The sequence below is a fragment of the Alphaproteobacteria bacterium genome (genome assembly GCA_015231795.1).
Taxonomy (GTDB): domain Bacteria; phylum Pseudomonadota; class Alphaproteobacteria; order Rhodospirillales; family WMHbin7; genus WMHbin7.
This window is the reverse complement of record JADGAX010000003.1, coordinates 92,571-114,147: the sequence shown is the minus strand read 5'-3', so window position 1 is coordinate 114,147 and position 21,577 is coordinate 92,571. Positions and strand designations below refer to the sequence as shown.

22 protein-coding genes are annotated in these 21,577 nt (G+C 61.1%); 14 read left to right on the top strand and 8 right to left on the bottom strand.

Annotated elements, in window-relative coordinates; genetic code table 11:
• The first annotated feature begins 36 nt into the window (after positions 1–36).
• From HQL44_08180 to HQL44_08155, 6 genes are all read left to right on the top strand, one after another.
• Entirely contained in the window at positions 37–402 is a 366-nt protein-coding gene (locus tag HQL44_08180; GenBank protein ID MBF0268555.1) for a response regulator, read from the top strand.
• Between the two features lie 65 nt (positions 403–467).
• Entirely contained in the window at positions 468–2,477 is a 2,010-nt protein-coding gene (locus HQL44_08175; GenBank protein MBF0268554.1) for a PAS domain-containing protein, read from the top strand.
• Positions 2,478–2,486: 9 nt separating this feature from the next.
• Positions 2,487–2,732, top strand: a complete 246-nt coding sequence (locus tag HQL44_08170; GenBank protein ID MBF0268553.1) for a hypothetical protein — start codon at positions 2,487–2,489, stop codon at positions 2,730–2,732.
• 5 nt (positions 2,733–2,737) lie between these two features.
• Positions 2,738–5,428 (top strand): histidine kinase, encoded by a 2,691-nt coding sequence (locus HQL44_08165; protein ID MBF0268552.1) that lies wholly within the window; start codon positions 2,738–2,740, stop codon positions 5,426–5,428.
• Positions 5,429–5,500: 72 nt separating this feature from the next.
• Positions 5,501–5,755 (top strand): type II toxin-antitoxin system prevent-host-death family antitoxin, encoded by a 255-nt coding sequence (locus tag HQL44_08160; protein ID MBF0268551.1) that lies wholly within the window; start codon positions 5,501–5,503, stop codon positions 5,753–5,755.
• Positions 5,752–6,018, top strand: a complete 267-nt coding sequence (locus HQL44_08155; protein ID MBF0268550.1) for a Txe/YoeB family addiction module toxin — start codon at positions 5,752–5,754, stop codon at positions 6,016–6,018. The genes HQL44_08160 and HQL44_08155 overlap by 4 nt, the downstream gene beginning before the upstream one ends.
• Before the next feature lie 4 nt (positions 6,019–6,022).
• Here HQL44_08155 and HQL44_08150 read toward each other — a convergent pair whose 3' ends face one another.
• The 6 genes from HQL44_08150 to rpsT all read right to left on the bottom strand — a co-directional run bounded on the left by HQL44_08150 (position 6,023) and on the right by rpsT (position 13,890).
• Entirely contained in the window at positions 6,023–6,760 is a 738-nt protein-coding gene (locus HQL44_08150) for a hypothetical protein (protein MBF0268549.1), read from the bottom strand.
• 36 nt (positions 6,761–6,796) lie between these two features.
• Positions 6,797–9,235, bottom strand: a complete 2,439-nt coding sequence (gene gyrB, locus HQL44_08145) for a DNA topoisomerase (ATP-hydrolyzing) subunit B (GenBank protein MBF0268548.1) — start codon at positions 9,233–9,235, stop codon at positions 6,797–6,799.
• A gap of 12 nt (positions 9,236–9,247) precedes the next feature.
• Positions 9,248–10,360, bottom strand: coding sequence for a DNA replication/repair protein RecF (recF, locus tag HQL44_08140; protein ID MBF0268547.1), 1,113 nt, complete (start codon positions 10,358–10,360; stop codon positions 9,248–9,250).
• A gap of 58 nt (positions 10,361–10,418) precedes the next feature.
• The gene (locus HQL44_08135; GenBank protein MBF0268546.1) at positions 10,419–11,534 is read right to left on the bottom strand and encodes a DNA polymerase III subunit beta; all 1,116 of its coding nucleotides are present in this window, start codon (positions 11,532–11,534) and stop codon (positions 10,419–10,421) included.
• A gap of 140 nt (positions 11,535–11,674) precedes the next feature.
• On the bottom strand, positions 11,675–13,132 hold the full coding sequence (gene dnaA, locus HQL44_08130; protein ID MBF0268545.1) for a chromosomal replication initiator protein DnaA: 1,458 nt from the start codon (positions 13,130–13,132) through the stop codon (positions 11,675–11,677).
• A 494-nt stretch (positions 13,133–13,626) separates the two neighbouring features.
• Positions 13,627–13,890, bottom strand: a complete 264-nt coding sequence (rpsT, locus tag HQL44_08125) for a 30S ribosomal protein S20 (protein ID MBF0268544.1) — start codon at positions 13,888–13,890, stop codon at positions 13,627–13,629.
• A 144-nt stretch (positions 13,891–14,034) separates the two neighbouring features.
• On the opposite strand from rpsT, the gene ubiE reads away from it, so the two are divergent.
• The 8 genes from ubiE to HQL44_08085 all read left to right on the top strand — a co-directional run bounded on the left by ubiE (position 14,035) and on the right by HQL44_08085 (position 20,914).
• A complete protein-coding gene (gene ubiE, locus HQL44_08120; protein ID MBF0268543.1) occupies positions 14,035–14,781 on the top strand; it encodes a bifunctional demethylmenaquinone methyltransferase/2-methoxy-6-polyprenyl-1,4-benzoquinol methylase UbiE in 747 nt (248 codons plus the stop codon).
• 124 nt (positions 14,782–14,905) lie between these two features.
• Positions 14,906–16,444, top strand: coding sequence for a 2-polyprenylphenol 6-hydroxylase (gene ubiB / locus HQL44_08115; protein ID MBF0268542.1), 1,539 nt, complete (start codon positions 14,906–14,908; stop codon positions 16,442–16,444).
• A gap of 126 nt (positions 16,445–16,570) precedes the next feature.
• Positions 16,571–17,794 carry a bifunctional phosphopantothenoylcysteine decarboxylase/phosphopantothenate--cysteine ligase CoaBC gene (gene coaBC, locus HQL44_08110; GenBank protein ID MBF0268541.1) on the top strand — a complete coding sequence of 408 codons (1,224 nt, stop codon included), beginning with the start codon at positions 16,571–16,573 and terminating at the stop codon, positions 17,792–17,794.
• Entirely contained in the window at positions 17,791–18,234 is a 444-nt protein-coding gene (gene dut, locus HQL44_08105) for a dUTP diphosphatase (GenBank protein MBF0268540.1), read from the top strand. Before coaBC ends, dut begins: the two co-directional genes overlap by 4 nt.
• A gap of 16 nt (positions 18,235–18,250) precedes the next feature.
• Entirely contained in the window at positions 18,251–18,706 is a 456-nt protein-coding gene (locus HQL44_08100) for an Rrf2 family transcriptional regulator (GenBank protein ID MBF0268539.1), read from the top strand.
• Positions 18,707–18,730: 24 nt separating this feature from the next.
• On the top strand, positions 18,731–19,699 hold the full coding sequence (cysK, locus tag HQL44_08095) for a cysteine synthase A (GenBank protein ID MBF0268538.1): 969 nt from the start codon (positions 18,731–18,733) through the stop codon (positions 19,697–19,699).
• Positions 19,699–20,511, top strand: coding sequence for a molybdopterin-synthase adenylyltransferase MoeB (moeB, locus tag HQL44_08090; protein ID MBF0268537.1), 813 nt, complete (start codon positions 19,699–19,701; stop codon positions 20,509–20,511). Before cysK ends, moeB begins: the two co-directional genes overlap by 1 nt.
• A complete protein-coding gene (locus tag HQL44_08085; GenBank protein MBF0268536.1) occupies positions 20,492–20,914 on the top strand; it encodes a DsrE/DsrF/DrsH-like family protein in 423 nt (140 codons plus the stop codon). The genes moeB and HQL44_08085 overlap by 20 nt, the downstream gene beginning before the upstream one ends.
• A gap of 11 nt (positions 20,915–20,925) precedes the next feature.
• Here HQL44_08085 and HQL44_08080 read toward each other — a convergent pair whose 3' ends face one another.
• Together HQL44_08080 and HQL44_08075 are read right to left on the bottom strand one after the other, a co-directional pair.
• The gene (locus HQL44_08080; protein MBF0268535.1) at positions 20,926–21,294 is read right to left on the bottom strand and encodes a helix-turn-helix domain-containing protein; all 369 of its coding nucleotides are present in this window, start codon (positions 21,292–21,294) and stop codon (positions 20,926–20,928) included.
• Positions 21,227–21,538, bottom strand: coding sequence for a BrnT family toxin (locus tag HQL44_08075; GenBank protein MBF0268534.1), 312 nt, complete (start codon positions 21,536–21,538; stop codon positions 21,227–21,229). Before HQL44_08075 ends, HQL44_08080 begins: the two co-directional genes overlap by 68 nt.
• Between the last annotated feature and the right edge of the window lie 39 nt (positions 21,539–21,577).

Below are 21,577 nucleotides of genomic sequence, written 5' to 3'. Positions count from 1 at the left end.
CGAAAAACGCCGAAAACAAGTGGTGGAGGAAAGCGGATGGGCCGCTCGGTATTGGTGGTCGACGACGAGTCGAATATCGTTTTGTCGCTTGAATTTCTGATGCGCCAGGCGGGGTTCGAGGTGCGCGTGGCAAGGGATGGCGAACAAGCGCTCGATGAAGTAGCCAAACAGCCCCCCGACCTGATCTTGCTTGACGTCATGATGCCCAAACGCGACGGCTATGACGTTTGCCAGACCGTGCGCGCCAACCCTTTGTGGAAGGATGTGCGCATCATCATGCTGACCGCCAAGGGCCGGGACGTCGAACGCGAGAAGGGCCTGGCCATGGGCGCCGACGATTACATCACCAAGCCCTTTTCGACCCGGGAAGTGGTCGATCGGGTTCGCCAATATCTCGACTGAAAGGCCCGCCCGTGACACATCGCAACCGAGCAGCCATCTCTTTCGCGCTGCTGGCGGTTATCGGGATGGGGATTCTTGCCATTCTGCCCGCAGGCAAGCTCCTGTTGGCGGCGTCGGGCATCTTGGCAGCAACCCTTTTGCTGGCTTGGCTGCTGGTCGACCGCTTGATCCTGGCGCCTGCCGCGCTGATGGCCCGCGAGGCGGCCTATCTGGCCCAGACCAGGGGAAACGCCAGGGCGCCCATCTTTCCCGACCGGCATTGGCTGGGCGAGTTGGTTCCCTCGCAGATTAAGCTGGCCGAATCCATTACGACCAGCCAAAGCGCCTTCAACGCCGAACTTGAAAAGGCCACCCGCCAGTCGGAAGAGCAAAAGCGCTGGCTGGAAGTGATCCTGGTCGATCTGGCCGAAGGTGTGCTGGTCTGCAACCTCAATCACCAGTTATTGCTTTACAACCAGACCGCCACGCGCCTGTTCGGAACCCCGGAAGCGGTGGGGCTGGGCCGCCCGCTTTTCGCCCTGGTCTCCAGGGCCGCCATTCTGCATACGCTGGAGCTTCTGGAACACAAGCGCCGTTCGGGTCTGCCGGGGGCCGAGGACACGCTTCCCTTTCTGTGCGCCACCGCCGACGCCAAGCGCCTGCTGGAAGGCCGCATGGGACTTATTCTCGATCCCGCGGGCAAGACAACCGCCTATGTCCTGACCTTCACCGACATGAGCGGGCGCATCGACGATCTGGAACGCGCCAGCATGGTACGCAAGGCGCTGACCCGCGATTTGCGCCAACCGGTCGCCAATCTGCGCGCCGCGTCCGAAACATTGAACGGCTATCCCGACATGAGGCCGGATGTCCGACAATCCTTCGACCGCGTGATCCTGGACGAATCCAGGCGTCTGAGCGACCGGCTGGACGAACTGGCCAAGGCCTATCGCGGCCATGCCTTGGGTCGTTGGCCGATGGGCGAATTGCACGGCTCGGACTTGATTTCATGCCTGGACAGACGTTTGTCGCCAAGCGGCGGGCCGCGCGTCACTTTGGTCGGCATGCCGCTATGGCTGCAGGCCGATCACCATCTGCTGCTGTTGCTGCTGTCGCAATTGGCCAGAAGGCTGGCGCAGCGCTTCGCCGTCAATGAAATCGACGCCGAAACCAAGCTGGGCGACCGACGGGTCTATCTTGACCTGATCTGGAAAGGGGAAACGCTCTCAGACCAGGACATCAAGCAATGGCTGTTCGAACCTTTGGAAGGCGCCGAGGGACCGGAAACGGTCTATGACGCCTTGGAGCGCCACGGCGCGGAAATCTGGAGCCAGCCCGCCGGAAGCGGCCATGCGCTTTTGCGCCTGCCCCTGTTGACCCCCTTGTCGGCTCCGGTCCTGAAGCAAGAGGCCGACCGACCGCCGCCCAGACCTGAATTCTACGATTTCAGCCTGCTGGCCCAGCATGCCGATGTCGGCGATCTGGCCGGACGCAGCCTGAAATCCCTGACATTCGTGGTGTTCGATACGGAAACCACCGGGTTGAAGCCGTCGCAAGGCGACGAAATCATTTCGATGGGCGCCGTGCGCGTGGTGAATGGACGATTGCTGACCGGCGAAACTTTCGAACGTCTGGTCCATCCGGGACGGAAAATCCCCCCCGAAAGCATCAAGTTCCACCATATCACCGACGAGATGGTCAAAGACAAGCCGCCCATCGCCATCGTGCTTCCGCAATTCAAGGACTTCGCGGGCGACGCCGTGCTGGCCGCCCACAACGCCGCCTTCGATCTGAAATTCCTGCATCTGAAGGAAAAGGCGACCGGCGTGCGCTTTACCAATCCGGTGGTCGATACGCTGTTGCTGTCGCGCTTGGCCGACCAGCATCTGGAAGATCATTCGCTGGACGGCATCGCGCTGCGTTTCAATATCGACATTCCCGACCGGCACACGGCGCTTGGCGATGCGCTGGCCACGGCTGTCGTGCTGGTCCGTCTGATCGAAATTCTGGAATCTCAAGGTATCGTCACGCTGGGCCAAGTGATGCGCCTGACCAACATGGCGGCCCAGATGCGCGCCAACCAGGAAAGTTTTTAGGAGCCGCCCATGCCCCACCGCCGCGCCCCTCCTCATGTACGGCTGGCCAGTCAGGGGGGGCGCGAGACGAGGCTGGCGGGAATTTTCCTTCTGGGCATGGGTCTGTTCCTGCCGCCGTGGCTGTCCATCTTCAACCGTGATGAAACGGTTTTCGGCATCCCGCTTTTGTATCTGTATCTTTTTCTGGCCTGGGGCGCTCTGATCATTCTGATCGCCCGCGCGCTGTCGCGCGGCCAAGATGGCGGGCAGGAGTAGCCGCCATGCTGAACCCCTGGCTGGTCATCCCCGTCGCACTCGCCTATCTCTTCTTATTGTTCGCGCTGGCTTGGTGGGGCGACAAAAGGGCCGACCAGGGCAAAAGCCTGATTTCATGGCCCGGCGTCTATGCGCTGTCGATCGCCGTTTATTGCACGTCCTGGACTTTTTACGGCAGCGTGGGGCGCGCCGCCACCGGCGGCGTCGGATTCCTGCCCATCTATCTGGGACCCACCTTGATGGCCGCCCTGTGGTGGATCTTGCTGCGCAAGATGGCCCGCGTTTCCAAGGCCCAGCGCGTCACCTCGATCGCCGATTTCCTGTCGGCCCGCTACGGCAAAAGCACGCTGCTGGGCGGGCTGGTCACCGTGATCGCGGTGATCGGCATCATGCCCTACATCTCCTTGCAGCTGAAAGCCGTCTCGGCCAGCTTCCAGGCCTTGGTGCTGTCGGAAACCGAGCACAAGGCCGTGCCGCCGGTGCTGGAAGACACCGCCTTTTACGTGGCCCTGCTGTTGGCCGCCTTCGCCATTCTGTTCGGCACGCGCCATATCGACGCCTCGGAGCGCCATGAAGGCATGGTGGCCGCCGTCGCCTTCGAAAGTCTGGTCAAGCTGGTGGCTTTCATCGCGGTGGGATTGTTCGTCTGCTTTTTCATGTTCGAAAGCCCGGCGCAACTATTCCAGCAGGCCGCCCAAGACCCGCAGCTTCACCGCCTGTTCACGCTACCCGACGCGCATGCGATGGGCGATTTTGTGGCGCTGACTTTTCTGTCTGGTCTGGTCATCATCACCCTGCCCCGCCAATTCCAGGTGGCCGTGGTCGAGAATGTGCAGGAAGACCATATCCGCCAAGCGGCCTGGATGTTCCCGCTGTACCTGCTGCTGATCAATCTGTTCGTGCTGCCCATCGCGCTGGCGGGACGGCTGGCCTATGGCACCAGCGTCAATCCCGACCTGTTCGTGCTGGACCTGCCGCTGGGCGCCGGGCAGAACGCGCTGGCCTTGTTCGCCTTCATCGGCGGCCTGTCGGCGGCCACCGGCATGATCATCGTGGAAACGGTGGCCCTGGCCACCATGGTCTGCAACGATCTGGTGATGCCCGCCTTGCTTCGCCTGTCGCCGTCGCATTTGAAGGACCGGGCCGACCTGTCGGGCCTGCTGCTCAGCATCCGACGCTGGGCCATCGTGGGCGTGGTGGCGCTGGGTTATCTCTATGCGCATTTCATCGGCCAGTCCTACGCCTTGGTCACCATCGGTCTGGTCAGTTTCGCCGCCGCCGCCCAATTCGCCCCCGCCCTGCTGGGCGGCATTCTGTGGAAGGGAGCGACCAGAACCGGCGCCCTGGCTGGTCTGTCGGCGGGCGCCGCCATCTGGTTCTATACGCTGCTGCTGCCTTCCTTCGCCCGTTCGGGCTGGATTTCCGGGGCCTTCATCGAAACCGGACCCTTCGGCATCGAATTGCTGAAACCCTATGCCCTGTTCGGCCTGTCCGGCTTCGAGCCGATCACCCATGCCTTGATCTGGAGCATGATGGCCAATCTGGGCCTGTATGTCTGGGTATCGATGCTGTCCAGCCAGGGCACGCTGGAACGCATTCAGGCCACCTTGTTCGTCGATGCCCTGAAGCCTGCCGGTGAAACCGGCGGCGGGCGCTTCTGGCGGGGCACCGCCCAGATGGCCGACCTGTTGGCGCTGACCGCCCGCTTCGTGGGCACCGAGAATGCCGAGCGCGCCTTTTTGGCCCATGCCCAGGCGCGCGGTTTGGATTTGGCCGAGATGGAAGTGGTGGACGCGGAATTCGTGGCCTTCGCCGAGCGGCTGCTGGCGGGCGCCATCGGCGCCGCCTCGGCCCGCGTGATGGTGGCCAACGTCGCCAAGGGCGAGGTGATGGGCCTGACCGAGGTGATGGAGATTCTGGACGAAGCCTCGCAGGTGATCGCCTACAGCCAGAAACTGGAAGCCGCCAGCGCCGAATTGAAGGCCGCCAACGAACGGCTGAAGGAACTGGACCGGCTGAAGGACGATTTCGTTTCCACCGTCACCCATGAATTGCGCACGCCGCTGACCTCGATCCGATCCTTCTCGGAAATCCTGCGCGACAACCCGGATCTCGATCCCGGACAGCGCCAGGAATTCCTGCGCATCGTGGTCGAGGAAAGCGAGCGGCTGACCCGCCTGATCAATCAGGTGCTGGACTTGGCCAAGGTCGAGGCCGGATCGCTGGGCTGGGACATCCGCCCCATCGACGCCAACGAAGCCCTGGACGCCGCCCTGGCGGCCACGCGCCGCTTGGCCCAGGACAAGGGCATCGCCGTCCTGGAACATTTGCCGGCAAACCAGTTGCAAGTGATGGCGGACCGCGACCGTTTGATCCAGGTGCTGATCAATCTATTGTCCAACGCCGTGAAGTTTGCCCCCCAGGGCAGCGGGCGCATCCGCGCCGAACTGGCGAGCCGCGAGGACGGCATCTTGTTCACGGTGTCTGACAACGGCCCCGGCGTGCCCGAGGCCCATCACGAAGCCATCTTCGACAAATTCCGCCAAGTCAGCGACAAGCAAACCGGCAAGCCTTCGGGCACCGGGCTGGGGCTGGCCATCTCGCGCGGCATCGTCGAACATCTGAACGGGCGGGTCTGGGTGGAAAGCCAGGCCGGTTTCGGCGCCACTTTCCATGTGCTGCTGCCGAAGGCATAGGTGGCGTTAGGCGCTTCTTGACCTTTTCAGAAGATATGTACATATTTCTGTACGTGTCTTCTGGAGGCGGCGATGAACACCTGCACCTATACCGACCTGCGCGAACATCTGCGCGAGCGCCTGGACGAGGTTCACCAGTCGCGCACGCCCTTGCTGGTGACGCGCCAGAACGCCCCTTCCGCCGTGCTGCTGGATAAGGAAGAATTCGACGGCATCATGGAAACGCTTCATCTGCTGCAAAGCCCGGTCAACGCGGCTAGGCTGATGGCGTCCATCAACAGCGCCAATGCGGGCAAGGCCAAGCCGCGCAAGCGGGCCGTTGAATGAAGCTGCTGTGGACCGAAGAGGCGTGGGACGATTATCTCTTCTGGCAGACCAACGACAAAAACGTGGTTGGCAAAATCAACGAGCTGCTGAAAGACCTCTCGCGCCAGCCCTTCAAGGGGCTGGGCAAGCCCGAACCTTTGAAGGGCACGCTTTCCGGCTGGTGGTCACGACGCATCACCGGCGAACACCGGCTGGTCTATCGGGTGGAAGGTGCTGGCGATTCCCGCCAAGCCGTTATCGTGCAATGCCGATATCATTATTGAGGATTTACTTTGTAGGCGTTGGCTCGAGAATACGAAGACGGTCTTCTACAAAGTTTCCCAGGCCACGTAAGGCCTGACGCCAATTTTCAGGCGCAAATCTAATTTCATCGACAAAAAAAGCAGAGAAGGTATCTAGGACAACGATAAAGTCATGGAGCAGCTGAAGAATATACATACGCATCATGTTTGGACTGTCAGGAAATTGGAAATATCCAACAGCCAACACGTCCCCAGGCCCTTCAATAACCGAAGAACGGTGTATAAAGACATCCATATCAGCATGAGATGCATACCGACTACAGAAGTCGTGCCGCTTAATTAGGTGAGGCACCATTTCTGGAACAGATTTGCTGTCTCTGATTAGATTCTTGTAATGCCGAACAAGCTTATCAAAGGGTTTTTCCCTTTTAATGTAGGCAGCCTGCAAGCTTCTATCTTCTATCATAATTGCTGCAGCGAGAGCGGCATCAATCGCCACGCGAGCAGAAGCAAACGCCTCAGACAAATGGCAGCGCATGAGTGTCGAAATAGCAAAATATAGATGGTAATGAGCAAAAATAAAAAGTTGATGCAGAACCAAGTTCTGGCCTGAGACTTCTCTGTTTGCCAATACGGCTTGATAAAGAGCATCAAGCTGTGAAAAGGCGTCAAACTCCTCCCGGCAGGTCACCAACGTCGTAAGAATCTGCTGGTGCTCTGTACCAAGAAACTTAAGTAAGTTTCCTACACCATCTTCTGACATATCTTCCCAACATAGAATTCGTTGATTGGCTAAGCCTCACACATCCAAATTCGCCACTTTCAGCGCGTTGGTTTGGATGAAGTCGCGGCGCGGTTCCACAAGATCGCCCATCAGGGTCGAGAAGATGTCGTTGGCTTCGTCGGCCATGTTCACCTTCACCTGCAACAGCGTGCGCGCCTCGGGGTCCAGCGTGGTCGCCCACAGCTGCTCGGGATTCATTTCGCCCAATCCCTTATAGCGCTGCATGCCAACGCCCTTGCGCCCGGCATCCATGATGGCGCCCGCCAGACCGACGGGGCCGGTCACCAGCGATTCCTTATCCTTGGTGGTCAGCTTGCCGCTATGCGCGTAACTGTCTTGCAGCGAGGCGGCGATTTCGTCCAGCCTGCGCGCCTCGCCCGAATGCAGCATCACGCCGTCCAGACTATGCGTTTCGGAAACGCCGCGCAGGGTGCGCGTGAAGGTCAGGCCACCGTCGGGACGCTTGGCCCCCACCCAGCCGCGCTCGAATTCGGGTTCCAACGCATCCATGCGCTTGGCGACATAGCTTGCCGCCTCTTGCGCCAAAACATCGTCGCTAAGCACCTTCAGATTGAAAGCGCCCGCAATCGCCGCCTGTTCGGCCAATTTCATCGGCACGCGCCTGGCCAGGGGCAGCAGCAGCGACTTCACCGACCTTGCCTGCTCGACCAGGGTGCGCAGATCGGCCCCCGCCAACTGAGCGCCCGAATGCAGCTTCAGCACGGCGGTATCCAGACCGGCGTCGATCAGATAATTCTCCAGCGCCTTTTCATCCTTCAGATACACTTCTGAACTGCCGCGCTTGGCGCGGTACAAAGGCGGCTGGGCGATGTACAGATAGCCGCGCTCGATCACGTCGGGCATCTGGCGATAAAAGAAGGTCAGCAACAAGGTGCGGATATGGCTGCCGTCGACATCGGCGTCGGTCATGATGATGATCTTGTGGTAGCGGGCCTTGTCGATGTTGAAATCGTCCCGGCCAATGCCGGTGCCCAGCGCAGCGATCAGCGTGCCGATTTCAGCGCTGGAAAGCATCTTGTCGAAACGCGCCCGTTCCACATTCAAGATTTTGCCCTTCAAGGGCAGAATGGCTTGATTGCTGCGGTTGCGTCCCTGCTTGGCGGAACCGCCGGCTGAATCGCCCTCGACGATGAACAGTTCCGAAAGCGCCGGATCGCGCTCTTGGCAATCGGCCAGCTTGCCGGGCAGGGTAGCGATGTCCAAGGCCCCCTTGCGGCGCGTAAGTTCGCGGGCCTTCCTGGCCGCTTCGCGGGCGGCGGCGGCTTCCACCACCTTACCCACGATCTTCTTGGCTTCGCCGGGATGTTCCTCGAACCACTGGGCCAGCTTGTCGCCCGCGATGCCTTCCACCACCGGGCGCACTTCACTTGAAACCAGCTTGTCCTTGGTCTGCGAGCTGAATTTCGGATCGGGCACCTTGACCGACAGAACGCAGGTCAGTCCTTCGCGCATGTCGTCGCCCGACAGCGCCACTTTTTCCTTTTTGGCGATGCCGGTATCGACCGCATAGGCGTTGACGGTGCGGGTCAGCGCCGCCCTGAAACCGGCCAAATGCGTGCCGCCGTCGCGCTGCGGGATGTTGTTGGTGAAGCACAGCATGGTCTCGTGATAGCTGTCGTTCCATTCCATCGACAGTTCGACCGTGATGCCGTCCTTCTCGCCCTTGATGGCGATCGGGGTTTGAATGACAGCCGTCTTCGACCGGTCAAGGTAATGCACGAAGGCTTCGATGCCGCCCTCGTAATACAGTTCTATCTTCTTTTCCTCGCCGTGGCGGGCGTCGGTCAGGATCAGCCGCACGCCGGAATTCAAGAAGGCCAGTTCGCGCAACCGATGTTCCAGGGTGGGGAAGTCGAACTCGACCATGGTGAAGGTTTCGGCAGAAGGCTTGAAGGTGACGGACGTGCCGCGACCGGTGGCGGCTTCGCCGATCACCGTCAACGGCTTGTCGATCAGGCCGTGCTTCCAGGCGATGTAATAAGTTTTGCCCTCGCGCTCGACGGTGCATTCCAGCCGTTCCGAAAGCGCGTTGACCACCGAGGCGCCGACGCCGTGCAAGCCGCCCGAGACCTTGTAGGAATTCTGGTCGAACTTGCCGCCGCCATGCAATTCGGTGAAGACGATTTCGATGGCGTATTTGCCCTCGGTCTCGTTCCAGCCGCAAGGAATGCCGCGCCCGTTGTCGGTGACGGTGACCGAACCGTCGCCGTTCAGCGTCACCGTCACATGGTCGGCATAGCCCGCCAACGCCTCGTCGATGGCGTTGTCGACGATTTCGTAAATCATGTGATGCAGGCCGGTGCCGTCGTCGGTGTCGCCGATATACATGCCGGGGCGCTTGCGCACGGCGTCCAGCCCATGCAGCACCTTGATGGAATCGGCATCGTAATCGGAAGCGTTGGCTTGCGAAGGATTGGAAGGCTCGCTCGACATGCGTATCACCCGTCAGTTCATAATGGTCGCCCGCCCGGCTTCGACGCGAAACAATTGCGCGCGCGCCCCCCAGGCGGAAAAAAGATGCGCGTCGGTTCCCGTGGCCCATGTCTGGGCGCCAAGATCGTCCAACGCTTCGAACAACTGGGCGCGCCGGAGTTCATCCAGATGCGCCGCAACCTCATCCAGCAGCACCAGGGGCACGAAGCCCCTGGCATCCGCCAACGCCCTGGCCCAGCCCAGCACCAACGACACCAGCAGCGCCTTTTGCTCGCCGGTCGAGCAAAGTGCTGCCGACATGTCCTTGGCCGCATGGCGCACCACAAGATCGCTGCGGTGCGGCCCTAGCGATGCGCCGCCACTTTCCCGGTCGCGCGGGCGCGCCTGCCTTAGGCCGTCGCGCAACTTGTCTTCCACTTCCACGGCCGGGCTGGTCTGCAAATCCTCCTCGACCGACCCCGCCAAACCCAATTGGGGGCGGGGGAAACTGTCGGGGCCTTGCGCCATCGCCTCTTGCAGCCGCCTGACCGCTTCGCGCCTTGCCGCCGCCACCGCGACGCCCTTGGCGGCCATGATCTCTTCCAACCCCGACAGCCAGGCCGCGTCGGCCTTCATGCCCTGCCCGGTCAGCAAGCGCGCCCGCTCGCTCATCGCCTTTTCATAGGCCGTTACCCGCCCGGCATGGCCGGGATCGAAACCGAAGGCCACGCGGTCCAGCAACTTGCGCCTCGCCCCCGGCCCTTCGGCCAGCAAACGATCCATGGCGGGCGTCAGCCACACGGCGGCGGAAAATCCGGAAAGCGCCGTCGCCCCCCTGGCCGATTGACCATCGATCCGCACCTGCCTGCGCTCGCCATCCGCCGGTTCGAAACCGGTGCCGACCTCATATCGCTCAGCGCCGCAAACCAAGGATGCCGCCACCGCCCAGCCGCCAGCACCGTCCTTCTGCGCCAAGTCCTGCGGTCTGGCCCGGCGAAGCCCCCGGCCCGGCGCCAACAGCGACACGGCCTCCAGCAGATTGGTCTTGCCCGCCCCGTTGGGGCCGAACAGCGCCACCGGCCGCCTTTCGGGATCAAGCGCCAGATGGCCGTAGGAACGAAACCCGGTCAATCGCAGCCGAACCACCGCCAAGGAGGGAATGGACTGGCCCGGCTCGATCAAACGCGCATCAACATCTTGGCGCTCATACGCGCATCGGCATCAGAACATAGATGGCGCTGCCGTCGGCGACTTCCCTGGCCACGGTGGGCGAAGCGGCGTCGGCCAGGTCAAGGCGCACGGCATCGCCCTCGATCTGGGCCAGAATGTCCATCAGATAGCGCGAGTTGAAACCGATCTCGATGGCGGGGCCGTCATAGCTGGCTTCCAACTCTTCCACCGCGCTGCCATTCTCGGCGCTCGAGGCCGACAGGGTCAGCATGCCCTTGACGGCGGCCAGTTTGATGGCACGTGACTTTTCGGTCGAAATGGCCGAGACGCGATCGACGGCGGCTGCGAATTCCTTGCAGCTGGCTTCGATGGTTTTGTCGTTGTCGGACGGAATGACGCGCTCATAGTCGGGGAAGGTGCCGTCGATCAGCTTGCTGGTGAGCACGGCGCCATCGAACGAGAAGCGGATTTTGGAATCCGACAGTCCGATGCGGATCGGCTTTTCGGTTTCGTCGATCAGCTTGCGCAACTCGCCAACCGTCTTTCTGGGCACGATGATGCCGGGAATGCCCTCGGCTCCTTCGGGCAAGGGCACTTCGACGCGGGCCAGACGATGACCGTCGGTGGCCACGGCCCTTAAGACCGGAATGCCGTCGCTTTTCGCCGCATGCAGATAGATGCCGTTCAGGTAGTAGCGCGTTTCCTCGGTCGAGATGGCGAAGCGCGTGCGGTCGATCAAGGATCTCAGTTCTTCGGCGGCCAGTTGGAACTCGTGCGGCAATTCGCCGCCGCTCATCACCGGAAAGTCGGCGACCGGCAAAGTGGCCAGCGTGAATTTCGAGCGGCCCGACTTCAAGGTGATCTGGCCTTCGCCCGATTCCTCGATCTCGACTTGCGATCCCTCGGGCAGTTTGCGCACGATTTCATACAGCGTATGGGCGGGCGCCGTCGTCTCGCCGGGCCTTGCCACTTCAGCCGCCACTTGGCCAACGATGTCGAGATCCATGTCGGTGGCGTTGAGCGACAGGCCTGCGCCCTTGGCTTCCAGCTTCACATTGGACAGGATGGGTATGGTGTTGCGCCGCTCGACCACGCTTTGCACATGATTGAGCGAACGCAAAAGCGCTGCGCGTTCAATGGTCAGCTTCATGGCTGGTTTCCACTCCTGTCCCGATTCGCATCCCCTAAAAGGGCGATGAGTATAGCAACGGGTTAGGCCAAGGCGAAGCCCTTTCTTGCCCCCGGCAAGCGACTCGGAGGTCGTTTTAGATCGCTGATTTAGAAGGAGGTTTAGCCTTCCAGCATCCGGCGCAGCAGCTCGACATCCTCGGCGAAGCCGCTATCGCGGCTGGCCAGTTCCTCGACCTTGCGCACGGCGTGAATCACCGTGGTGTGATCGCGCCCGCCGAATTTGCGTCCGATCTCGGGCAACGAGCGGCTGGTCAACTGCTTGGCCAGATACATCGCCACCTGCCGGGGCCTAGCAACCGCCCTGGCGCGTCTGGCCGACGACATGTCGGAAAGGCGAATGTTGAAATGCTCGGCCACGCGTTTCTGGATGTCCTCGATGGTAATGCGTCGATCCGAGGCGCGCAGGATGTCGTGCAGAACTTCCTGGGTGTTTTCCAGGGTGATCGAACGCCCGACCAACTGGGCATGGGCGGTCACGCGGCGCAAAGCGCCTTCCAACTCGCGCACGTTCGAGGTGATCTTGTGGGCCAGGAATTCCATGACCTTGGGCGGAACGTCGACGCCCATCTGCTCGGCCTTGGATTGAAGGATGCCAAGGCGCAATTCATAGCTGGTGGCATGGATGTCGGCGACCAGACCGCAGCCCAGGCGCGAGCGCAAGCGCTCTTCCAGGCCTTCAAGGTCCGAAGGCGACTTGTCGGCCGACACCACGATCTGGCGCCCCAGATCCACCAGGGCGTTGAAGGTGTGGAAGAATTCTTCCTGCGTCGAATCCTTGCCGCTGATGAACTGCACATCGTCGATCATCAGCACGTCGACCGAGCGGAACTGTTCCTTGAAGGCCATGATGTCTTGATGGCGCAGTGCGCGCACGAAACGGTACATGAACTTTTCGGCGGAAAGATAAAGCACGCTGCGCTGCGGATCGCGGCTGCGGATTTCCCAGGCGATGGCATGCATCAGATGCGTCTTGCCCAAGCCCACGCCACCGTAAAGGAACAGGGGATTGAAGGCGGGCGTCTTGCTTTCGGCCACGCGCCGGGCGGCGGCATGGGCGAATTCGTTGGGCTTTCCAACCACGAAATTGTCGAAGGTGTAGCGGGCGTCCAACTGGGCGCCTAGGCCATCGCGATCGGCATCGCTGGCCAGAACCGGCGCCGGCTGACCGGCTTCCTTGGCTGCTTCGCGCGCTTCGATGTTGCGCCCGACGACGGCGGGAACGGTTTCCGGAATCGGCGGCACCTTGGCCCTGGGCGGCGCGATGGCCACTTCGACCTTGTGCACGCCAGGCGCTTCGGCGCCCCACAGGGCGCGGATGCGGTCGGCATAATGGGTCTGCACCCAATCGCGCACCATGCGCGAAGGCGCGTTCAGCCGCAAACGACCATCTCGGACATCCTTGATGTCAACGGGAGCCAACCAGCTTTTGAAAGCGGCCTCGCCCACCTCGTCACGCAGACGGGTGCGAACCTTCTCCCAACGCTTTTCTTCGCTCAGACCCCCAATGCCCGCTTGCGACCGGTCTTTCGTCGACAGCACTTTCGCCGACACATCCATCCCCTTCTCCGCCCTCTCAACTACGCCCGTACTAACCAGCAGTCCATGACATGGACGCCGCCCGCCTTCCGCGCGTCCCGCCCCTCGGAGCTACGGAACGCAAGACCCTCCTGGCGAAAGCTTACCCCCACCCTGGCGGAATCTTCTTCCAAGAGCCGGAGCGCTTCAGCGCCCCTTATTGCTTTTTTGAATACAACAAACGAACAAATTCGAACGACATTAAGTAAAGTTTAAACATTCAAATGGATACTTCGCATTCTGCAAAATAAGCGACCTATTTCTAGGCGGTTCAACATTTTATATTTCTTTGCTGTGTGAGTCTCCGACTCGCTGGCGAGGGGTCGGACTTTACTCGCGACTCGGCGTGATGGCAAGAGGCGCACGACGCAGGCTGAGAAAAATTTTTAGCCTTGACGCTGATTCTTTTTGAGAAAAGAAAAAGGCGCGCTCGATGTCTCGAGCGCGTCCCATTTTCAGGCGTTTTTCAGTTGATGTTAGCCGAGCGCCTTGACGCTTTTGGCCAAGCGCGAAATCTTGCGCGACACGGTGTTCTTGTGCAGAACGCCCTTGGTCACGCCACGCGCCATTTCAGGCTGCGCTTCCTTGAAGGCGGCCTGGGCGGCGGCCTTGTCGCCCGCGCCGATAGCGGCTTCAACCTTCTTGACGAAGGTGCGGATACGGCTCATGCGGGCCGTGTTGACTTCAGTGCGGCGCGCCGTCTGGCGGATGCGCTTCTTTGCCGACTTGTGGTTGGCCATGACTTTAAAACCCGTCCGGTCATCGATTAAAAAGAGCGCGGTTTATAGTCCGCGAAACAGGGCGCGTCAAGCCCCGAGTGGCGCCGAACCCCTCTTTGCATATTAATATAGGGACTTGGCCAAAAGTTAATGTATGTTTCCCCCATGAATGAACGACCGCAGACCACCCATTTCGGCTTTCAGACCGTGGAAGAGGCCAAAAAGGCCTCGCTGGTCAGGGCCGTCTTCGATTCCGTAGCGCCCCGCTACGACCTGATGAACGACCTGATGAGCCTGGGCATCCACCGGCTTTGGAAGAACGCCTTCATCGACGCCGTCAAACCCCGTCCGGGCGAGCATCTGCTGGACGTCGCCGGCGGCACGGGCGACATCGCCTTTCGCTTCCTGGATCGCGGCGGCGAACAGGTGACCGTTTGCGACATCAATGCGGAAATGCTGAAGGTGGGCCGCGAGCGAGCCATCGACAAAGGCTATTTGCAGGGACTTGACTGGGTGGTGGGCGACGCCGAACGTCTTCCGCTGCCCAGCGCCAGCCTGGACGCCTACACCATCGCCTTTGGTCTTCGCAACGTTACGCATATCGACTTGGCCCTGGCCGAAGCCAAACGCGTCTTGAAGCCCGGCGGACGTTTTTTCTGCCTGGAATTCAGCCGCGTCGTCTTGCCGGTATTCGACAAGATTTACGATACCTATTCCTTTTCGGTCCTGCCCTGGCTGGGTTCCAAAGTGGCGGGCGACGCCGAGGCCTATCAGTATCTGGCCGAAAGCATCCGCCGTTTCCCGGCCCAGGAAGAACTGGTCTCGATGATGGAAGAGGCTGGGCTGGAGCAGGCCCGCTATCGCAACCTGTCGGGCGGCATCGCCGCCATCCATTCGGCGTGGCGACTGTGAAGGACTTGGGAACGCCCAGAAATGCGAACAGGAAGTCTCGCGTGCAAGGCACGCGCGCGCGCCGGTGCGCGCGGGAGCCTAGCGTTTCGGAGAAACGCGCCCGGCGCTTGAGGGGCGATAGCAAATGATCCGTTTCGTCCGCAATTTTTCCCGCCTGATTCATATCGCCCGCGTCCTGGCGCGTCATGACGCCCTATTTCTGCTGGACCATTTCGGCATCGGCCATCAGGTAGCGCTTCTGGTCAAGCTCACCAATTGGCGAAAGGCGCCGGGCAGGCCCGGCCAGCGGCTGGCCGCCGCCCTGATCGAACTGGGTCCCAGCTTCATCAAATTCGGACAAACCCTGTCCACGCGCTCGGACCTGTTGGGCGACGAAATCGCCGCCGATCTGTCGGAACTGCAAGACCGCCTCGATCCCTTCCCCAGCGACCAGGCCAAAGCCACCATCGAGGCCGAACTGGCCCAACCCCTAGACAGCCTGTATTCCAGTTTCGACGATGTGCCGGTGGCGGCGGCTTCCATCGCGCAGGTACATTTCGCCGTCACCGTCGAAGGTCGCGAAGTGGCGGTCAAGGTGTTGCGCCCCGGCATCGAACAGGCCTTCGCCCGCGATCTCGATTTCCTGCTTTGGCTGGCGGAAATCGTGGAAGCCACCCAACCCCAGCTTCGTCGCCTGAAACCCATTGAAACCGTGCGCACCATCGAAGAGACGGTGCTGCTGGAAATGGATTTGCGCTTCGAAGCCGCCGCCGCTGCCGAAATGGCCGAGAATTTCGCCAGCGACGACAGTTTCAACATTCCCGAGGTCGATTGGACGCGCACCGCCAAACGCGTCCTGACCCTCGAACGCGTGCACGGCATTCCGGTCGACGAACGCGAACGCCTGATCGAGGCCGGTTTCGATCCCAAGGTGCTGGTCGAGAAGGCCGCCGCCGCCTTTTTCAATCAGGTCTTCCGCGACGGCTTCTTTCACGCCGACATGCATCCCGGCAACATGTTCGTCGATGCGAACGGCAATCTGATCGCCGTCGATTTCGGCATCACCGGCCGTTTGGACCTTTCCACCCGCCGCTATCTGGGCGAAATGTTGCTGGGCTTCCTGACCGGCGATTACAAGCGCGCCGCCGAAGTTCATTTCGAGGCGGGCTACGTGCCGGGCCACAAGTCGGTCGAAACCTTCGCCCAGGCCTGCCGTTCGATCGCCGAACCCATCCTAGGCCGCCCGCTTTCCGAAATTTCCCTGGCCCGGCTACTGGGCCAGTTGTTCCAGATTACCGAGACGTTCGAGATGGAAGTTCAGCCTCAGTTGCTGCTGCTCCAGAAAAGCATGCTGGTCACCGAAGGGGTCGGGCGCAGCCTGTGCCCCGACCTGAATATGTGGATGCTGGCCCAGCCCATGGTTCAGGGTTGGATGGCCGATCACCTGGGGCCGTTGGCCCGCCTCAAGGAGGCCGTAACGGGGACGGCGGGCGGCATCGCCAGCCTGCCCCATATCATTTCCCAGGGCCAAAAAGTGGCAGGCATGCTGTCCAGTCAGGGAATCAAGCTGCATCCCGACACGCTTGGAGCCTTGAAATCAGGACATAAACGCAAAGTTTGCTCGGCCTGCTCGCTGGCCTGGGTAGCGGCGGCCATTCTCTTGGTCTTCCTATTCCTTAAATAACCACCCCATCATTAACTTGACGCTACGTAAGATATAAATATTTCACACTTGGCCCTTGCGCTAAGATGGGCGTTAAATCTATTCTAACAACACGGCGGATTGTGGAATATTGATCGCGCGGGGCACATGCTTTCTGGAAAACAAATCCTTCTTATCGTTGCGGGCGGCATTGCCGCCTACAAAACATTGGACTTGGCCCGGCGGTTAATGGAACGGGGCGCCAGGGTCAGATGCGTGCTGACCGAGGCGGGTTCCCGCTTCGTCACGCCGCTTTCAATGGCCGCCCTGACCGGCGAGAAGGTTCATCAGGATCTGTTTTCCCTGACCGACGAGATCGAAATGGGCCATATCCGCCTAGCGCGCGAGGCCGATTTGATCCTTGTGGCCCCAGCCACCGCCGATCTGATGGCCCGCATGGGCGCTGGCATGGCCAATGATCTGGCCACGGCTGTCTTGCTGGCTACCCGCCAGCAGATCTTGTTGGCCCCCTCGATGAACACGGCCATGTGGGAGCATCCGGCCACCCAAGCCAACCTGAAGCTGCTGCTGTCTCGCGGCTGCGCATGCGTAGGGCCGCAAGCGGGCGATTTGGCTTGCGGCGAAGTCGGCGCCGGTCGCTTGGCCGACGTGCAAGACATTCTTGCCGCCATCGAAGCCCAGTTCGCATCCGGCCCGCTATCCGGCCTTCGCGCCCTGGTCACCAGCGGCCCCACGCACGAGCCGATCGATCCGGTTCGTTACATCGCCAACCGTTCCTCGGGCAAGCAAGGCCATGCCATCGCCATGGCGCTGGCCAAGGCCGGGGCCGAGGTGACGCTGGTGTCGGGTCCGGTTTCACTTCCCGACCCGACCGGCCTTCGCACGCAACACGTCGAAACCGCCGAGCAAATGCTGGCCGCCTGTCTTGGCGCCCTGCCCGCCGACATCGCCATCTGCGCCGCCGCCGTTGCCGACTGGAAAGTAAAAGCGCCCGCCAAGGACAAGATGAAAAAGGCCAAGAGAGCGGCCCCGCCAGCGCTTGAACTGGCGACCAATCCCGACATTCTGGCAACCCTGTCCGCCTTGAAGAAGAACCGACCCCGACTGGTCATCGGTTTCGCCGCCGAAACGCAGAAACTGTCGGCCTTCGCGCAAGAGAAATTGAAGGCCAAGGGGGCCGATTGGATTCTGGCCAATGACGTCTCGGAAGGGACGGGCACCTTCGGCGGCGACATGAATCAGGTGCATCTGATCACCCGTGATGGAATCGAAAGCTGGCCCAGGATGAGCAAAGCCGATATCGGAACGGAATTGGCGGGCAGGATCGCCAGCGCCTTGAAGCCCTCGGCCAGCAAGGGGAAAAAGTCATGAGCACGGCCATGATCCAACGCTTGCCGCATGGCAAGGACATCCCTCTGCCCAGCTATGCCACTCTTCATGCCGCAGGGCTGGATTTGCCCGCCGCAGTCACCCAAGACTTGGTTCTGGGGTCTGGCCAGCGCGCGGCCGTGCCCACGGGATTCGCCATCGAGCTGCCGCATGGGTTCGAGGCGCAAATCCGCCCGCGTTCGGGGCTGGCCCTGAAGAACGGCATTACCGTTCTCAACTCGCCCGGCACCATCGACGCCGACTACCGGGGCGAGGTGCAGGTCATTCTGATCAATCTGTCGGGCGACCCCTTCACCATCACGCGGGGCATGCGCATCGCCCAGATGGTGATTGCGCCCGTCACCCGCATCTCCCTGCTGGAGGCGGAAAAGTTGGAAGACAGCGCACGAGGAACCGGCGGCTTCGGCTCGACCGGAACGTAATCAATAAGGAGGCATGATGCTTAAGCCATCCAAGAAAATGCTTTTTGCCATCGAAGCGGTGCTCGACATCGCCTATCACGCGGGCGGCGAGCCGGTGCAAAGCCGCGAGATCACCAGACGCCAGGGCATTCCCAGGCGTTATCTCGAACAGACGCTTCAGCAACTGGTGCGCAGCGGCATCCTGACCGGCGTGCGCGGCCCCAAGGGCGGCTATCGGCTGGCCCGCGAGAGACGGCGCATCACGGTGGGCGAAATCGTGCGCGTGGTCAGCGCCCTTGAAATGGCCAACGACCCCTACCAGGACATGCCGGGATCGGAACTGGGCCGCCAGGTCATCCGACCCATGTGGTTCAAGCAGCAAGATGAGATCATGTCCAGGCTCGAATCCATCTCGATCGACGATCTGTGCATGCTGGCCTACCGCACCGGAATTGCCAGCGAAGCCGAGAACAAGCTCGACTTCGCCATTTAAGTCAAAGAAAGAAGGAAACGCGCCATGACGTCCTCTTCCAACCAAGCTCCTGAGTTTCGCGGACGCATTTACGACAGCATCGTTGACACCATCGGCGCGACGCCGTTGATCCGCCTGCCCAAACTGGCTGCCGACGCGGGCGCCGGGGCGATCATTCTTGGCAAATGCGAATTCTTCAATCCGCTGTCTTCGGTCAAGGACCGTATCGGACTGGCGATGATCGAAGCCGCCGAACAGGCAGGCAAGATCAAGCCTGGCGACGTGATCGTCGAACCCACTTCGGGCAATACGGGCATCGCGCTGGCCTTCGTCTGCGCCGCCAAGGGCTATAAGCTGATCCTGACCATGCCCGACAGCATGTCGATCGAGCGGCGCAAGATGCTGGCCCATCTGGGCGCTGAAATCATCTTGACCCCCGCTTCCAAGGGCATGCGCGGCGCGGTATTGAAGGCCGAGGAAGTGGTCAAGGCGACGAAAGGGGCCTTTATGCCCCAGCAGTTCGAAAACCCGGCCAACCCGGAAATTCACAAACGCACCACCGCCGAGGAAATCTGGAAAGACACCAATGGCGGCGTCGACATGGTGATTTCCGGCGTCGGCACCGGCGGCACGCTGACCGGCATTGGAGCGGCTTTGAAAGCCAAGAAGCCAAGCCTGCGCATGATCGCTGTGGAACCCGAAGACAGCCCCGTCCTGTCAGGCGGCGCGCCGGGGCCGCACAAGATTCAGGGCATCGGCGCCGGTTTCGTGCCGGGCGTGCTGGATCGCGGGTTGGTCGATGAAATTTTGCAAATCAGCAACGAAACCTCCTTCGCCGTGGCCCGCAAGGCCGCCAAGCTAGAGGGCTTGCCGGTCGGCATTTCATCGGGCGCCGCTTTGGCCGCTGCGCTTGAAATCGGCTGCCGTCCCGACATGAAAGGCAAGATGATCGTCGTCATTCTACCCAGCTTCGTCGAACGTTATCTATCGACCCCCTTGTTCGAAGACGAGTGATGGATTTTACCGACGAGCAGATTCTCCGCTATGCCCGCCACATCATCTTGAACGAAGTGGGGGGCACGGGTCAGGCGCAACTGCTGCGGTCGAAAGTTCTGGTGATTGGCGCGGGCGGCTTGGGTTCTCCCGTCGCCATGTATCTGGCCGCCGCTGGCGTGGGCACGATTGGCGTCATCGACGACGACATGGTCGATCTGTCGAACCTTCAGCGCCAAATATTGCACGGTACCGAAGATGTCGGCCAGTCCAAGGTGGAAAGTGCGAAGCGCACGCTGAATCGACTGAATCCCGACGTCGCGGTCGAAGCCCACCGTCTGCGCTTAAGCCCCGAGAACGCGCTGGACCTGCTTGCGCGCTATGACGTGATTTGCGACGGCTCGGACAATTTCGCCACCCGCTTTCTGGTCAACGACGCCTGCCATCTTGCAAGGAAAACGTTGGTCTCGGCCGCCATTCTTCGCTTTGACGGCCAGTTGTCGGTCTACAAGACGCATGCCGGCGGGCCTTGCTATCGCTGCATCTTCAAGGAACCGCCGCCGCCGGAAAGCATTCCCTCTTGCGCGCAGGCGGGCGTGTTGGGGGCCATCGCGGGCTGGATGGGGGCCATGCAGGCCACGGAAACCCTGAAGGAATTGTTGAACATCGGCGAATCCTTGTCGGGATCGCTGGTCATGGTCGATGCGCTTTCTTGCGAGATGCGCAAGATCAAGGTGAAGCGCGACCCGGGCTGCCAACTGTGCGGCGATCATCCGACCATCCTAGATCTGTCCAGCCAGGATTACACCGGTCATGCCTGCGCCGCCGCCTGACAAACTGTCCATCGTGGTCTTCTCGGGCCAGTTCGAGCGCGTGCATTACGCGCTGGTGATGGCCGGGGCCGCCATCGCTTCCAACACCCCGGTCACCTTGTTCTTCACCATGGGTGCTGCCCGAGCCTTGCTGACCGGCGATGGCTGGCGAAAACTGCCCAGCGAGGAAGCCGCCTCGGCCAGTGCCATGGATGAGATGTTCAAGAAACGCGGCATCGGCGCCTTCGAGGAACTGCTGGAAGCCTGCATCGCGCTGGGCGTGACGTTTCAGGTCTGCGAAATGGGCCTGAAGGCGCTGGGCATCGACCATAGCGACTTGCGCGCGGACGTGCCGGTGGCGCTGGGCGGCGTCGTCACTTTCTTGGCCGACGCTTCTAGCAATGGCGCGATGGTGTTTGTTTAACTTAGAGCCTTTCACGCCGCCAGAGCGCGGGTAACCGCTTCGGGATCGCGGTCGATGGCGAGCAACAGGGCGCGGGCGGGACCTTCGGGAACGCGCCGTCCCTGTTCCCAATTGCGCAGCGTGTGCGGGCTGATCTGAAAAGCGTAAGCAAAGCGCTCTTGGGACAGCCCCGTCTTCTTGCGGATGGCCGCCACATCGAGCGGCATCACTTTGCGGGCGCGCCCTTCGGCCAAAGCATTCACGAAATCCTCGCCTTTGGGATTCGTGCCGTCTTCTTCAGCATACCTGGCGATATTCTTTTCGGACGTTTCCTTAAGCAGGTTCCGGTTCACTCGGGCCTTGGCCTTCGCTTCCGCCGCCGTATATCTGACAATAGCCATCGCGTTCTCTCCTGCTGGCAGGCCTTGCTGAAATGATCCGGCGCACGCCGCTCCGCCACGTATAGACAACAAAAAGGAAGTCTTCTCCCACGCGCCCGACAGCTTGAATGCGCCGCTCGCCATAAGCGGCACGAAGATCGTCCTTCTCAAGCGTGGGGCCTTCGAAGATGAGAGACGCATAGGCGAAGTCGAAACCCCGTGACAGAAAGTTCGCTTCGCTTTTGCTTTCGTCCCACTCGAACATGAAGAAATTATAAGCCAGTGGCTTACATAAGTCAATGGC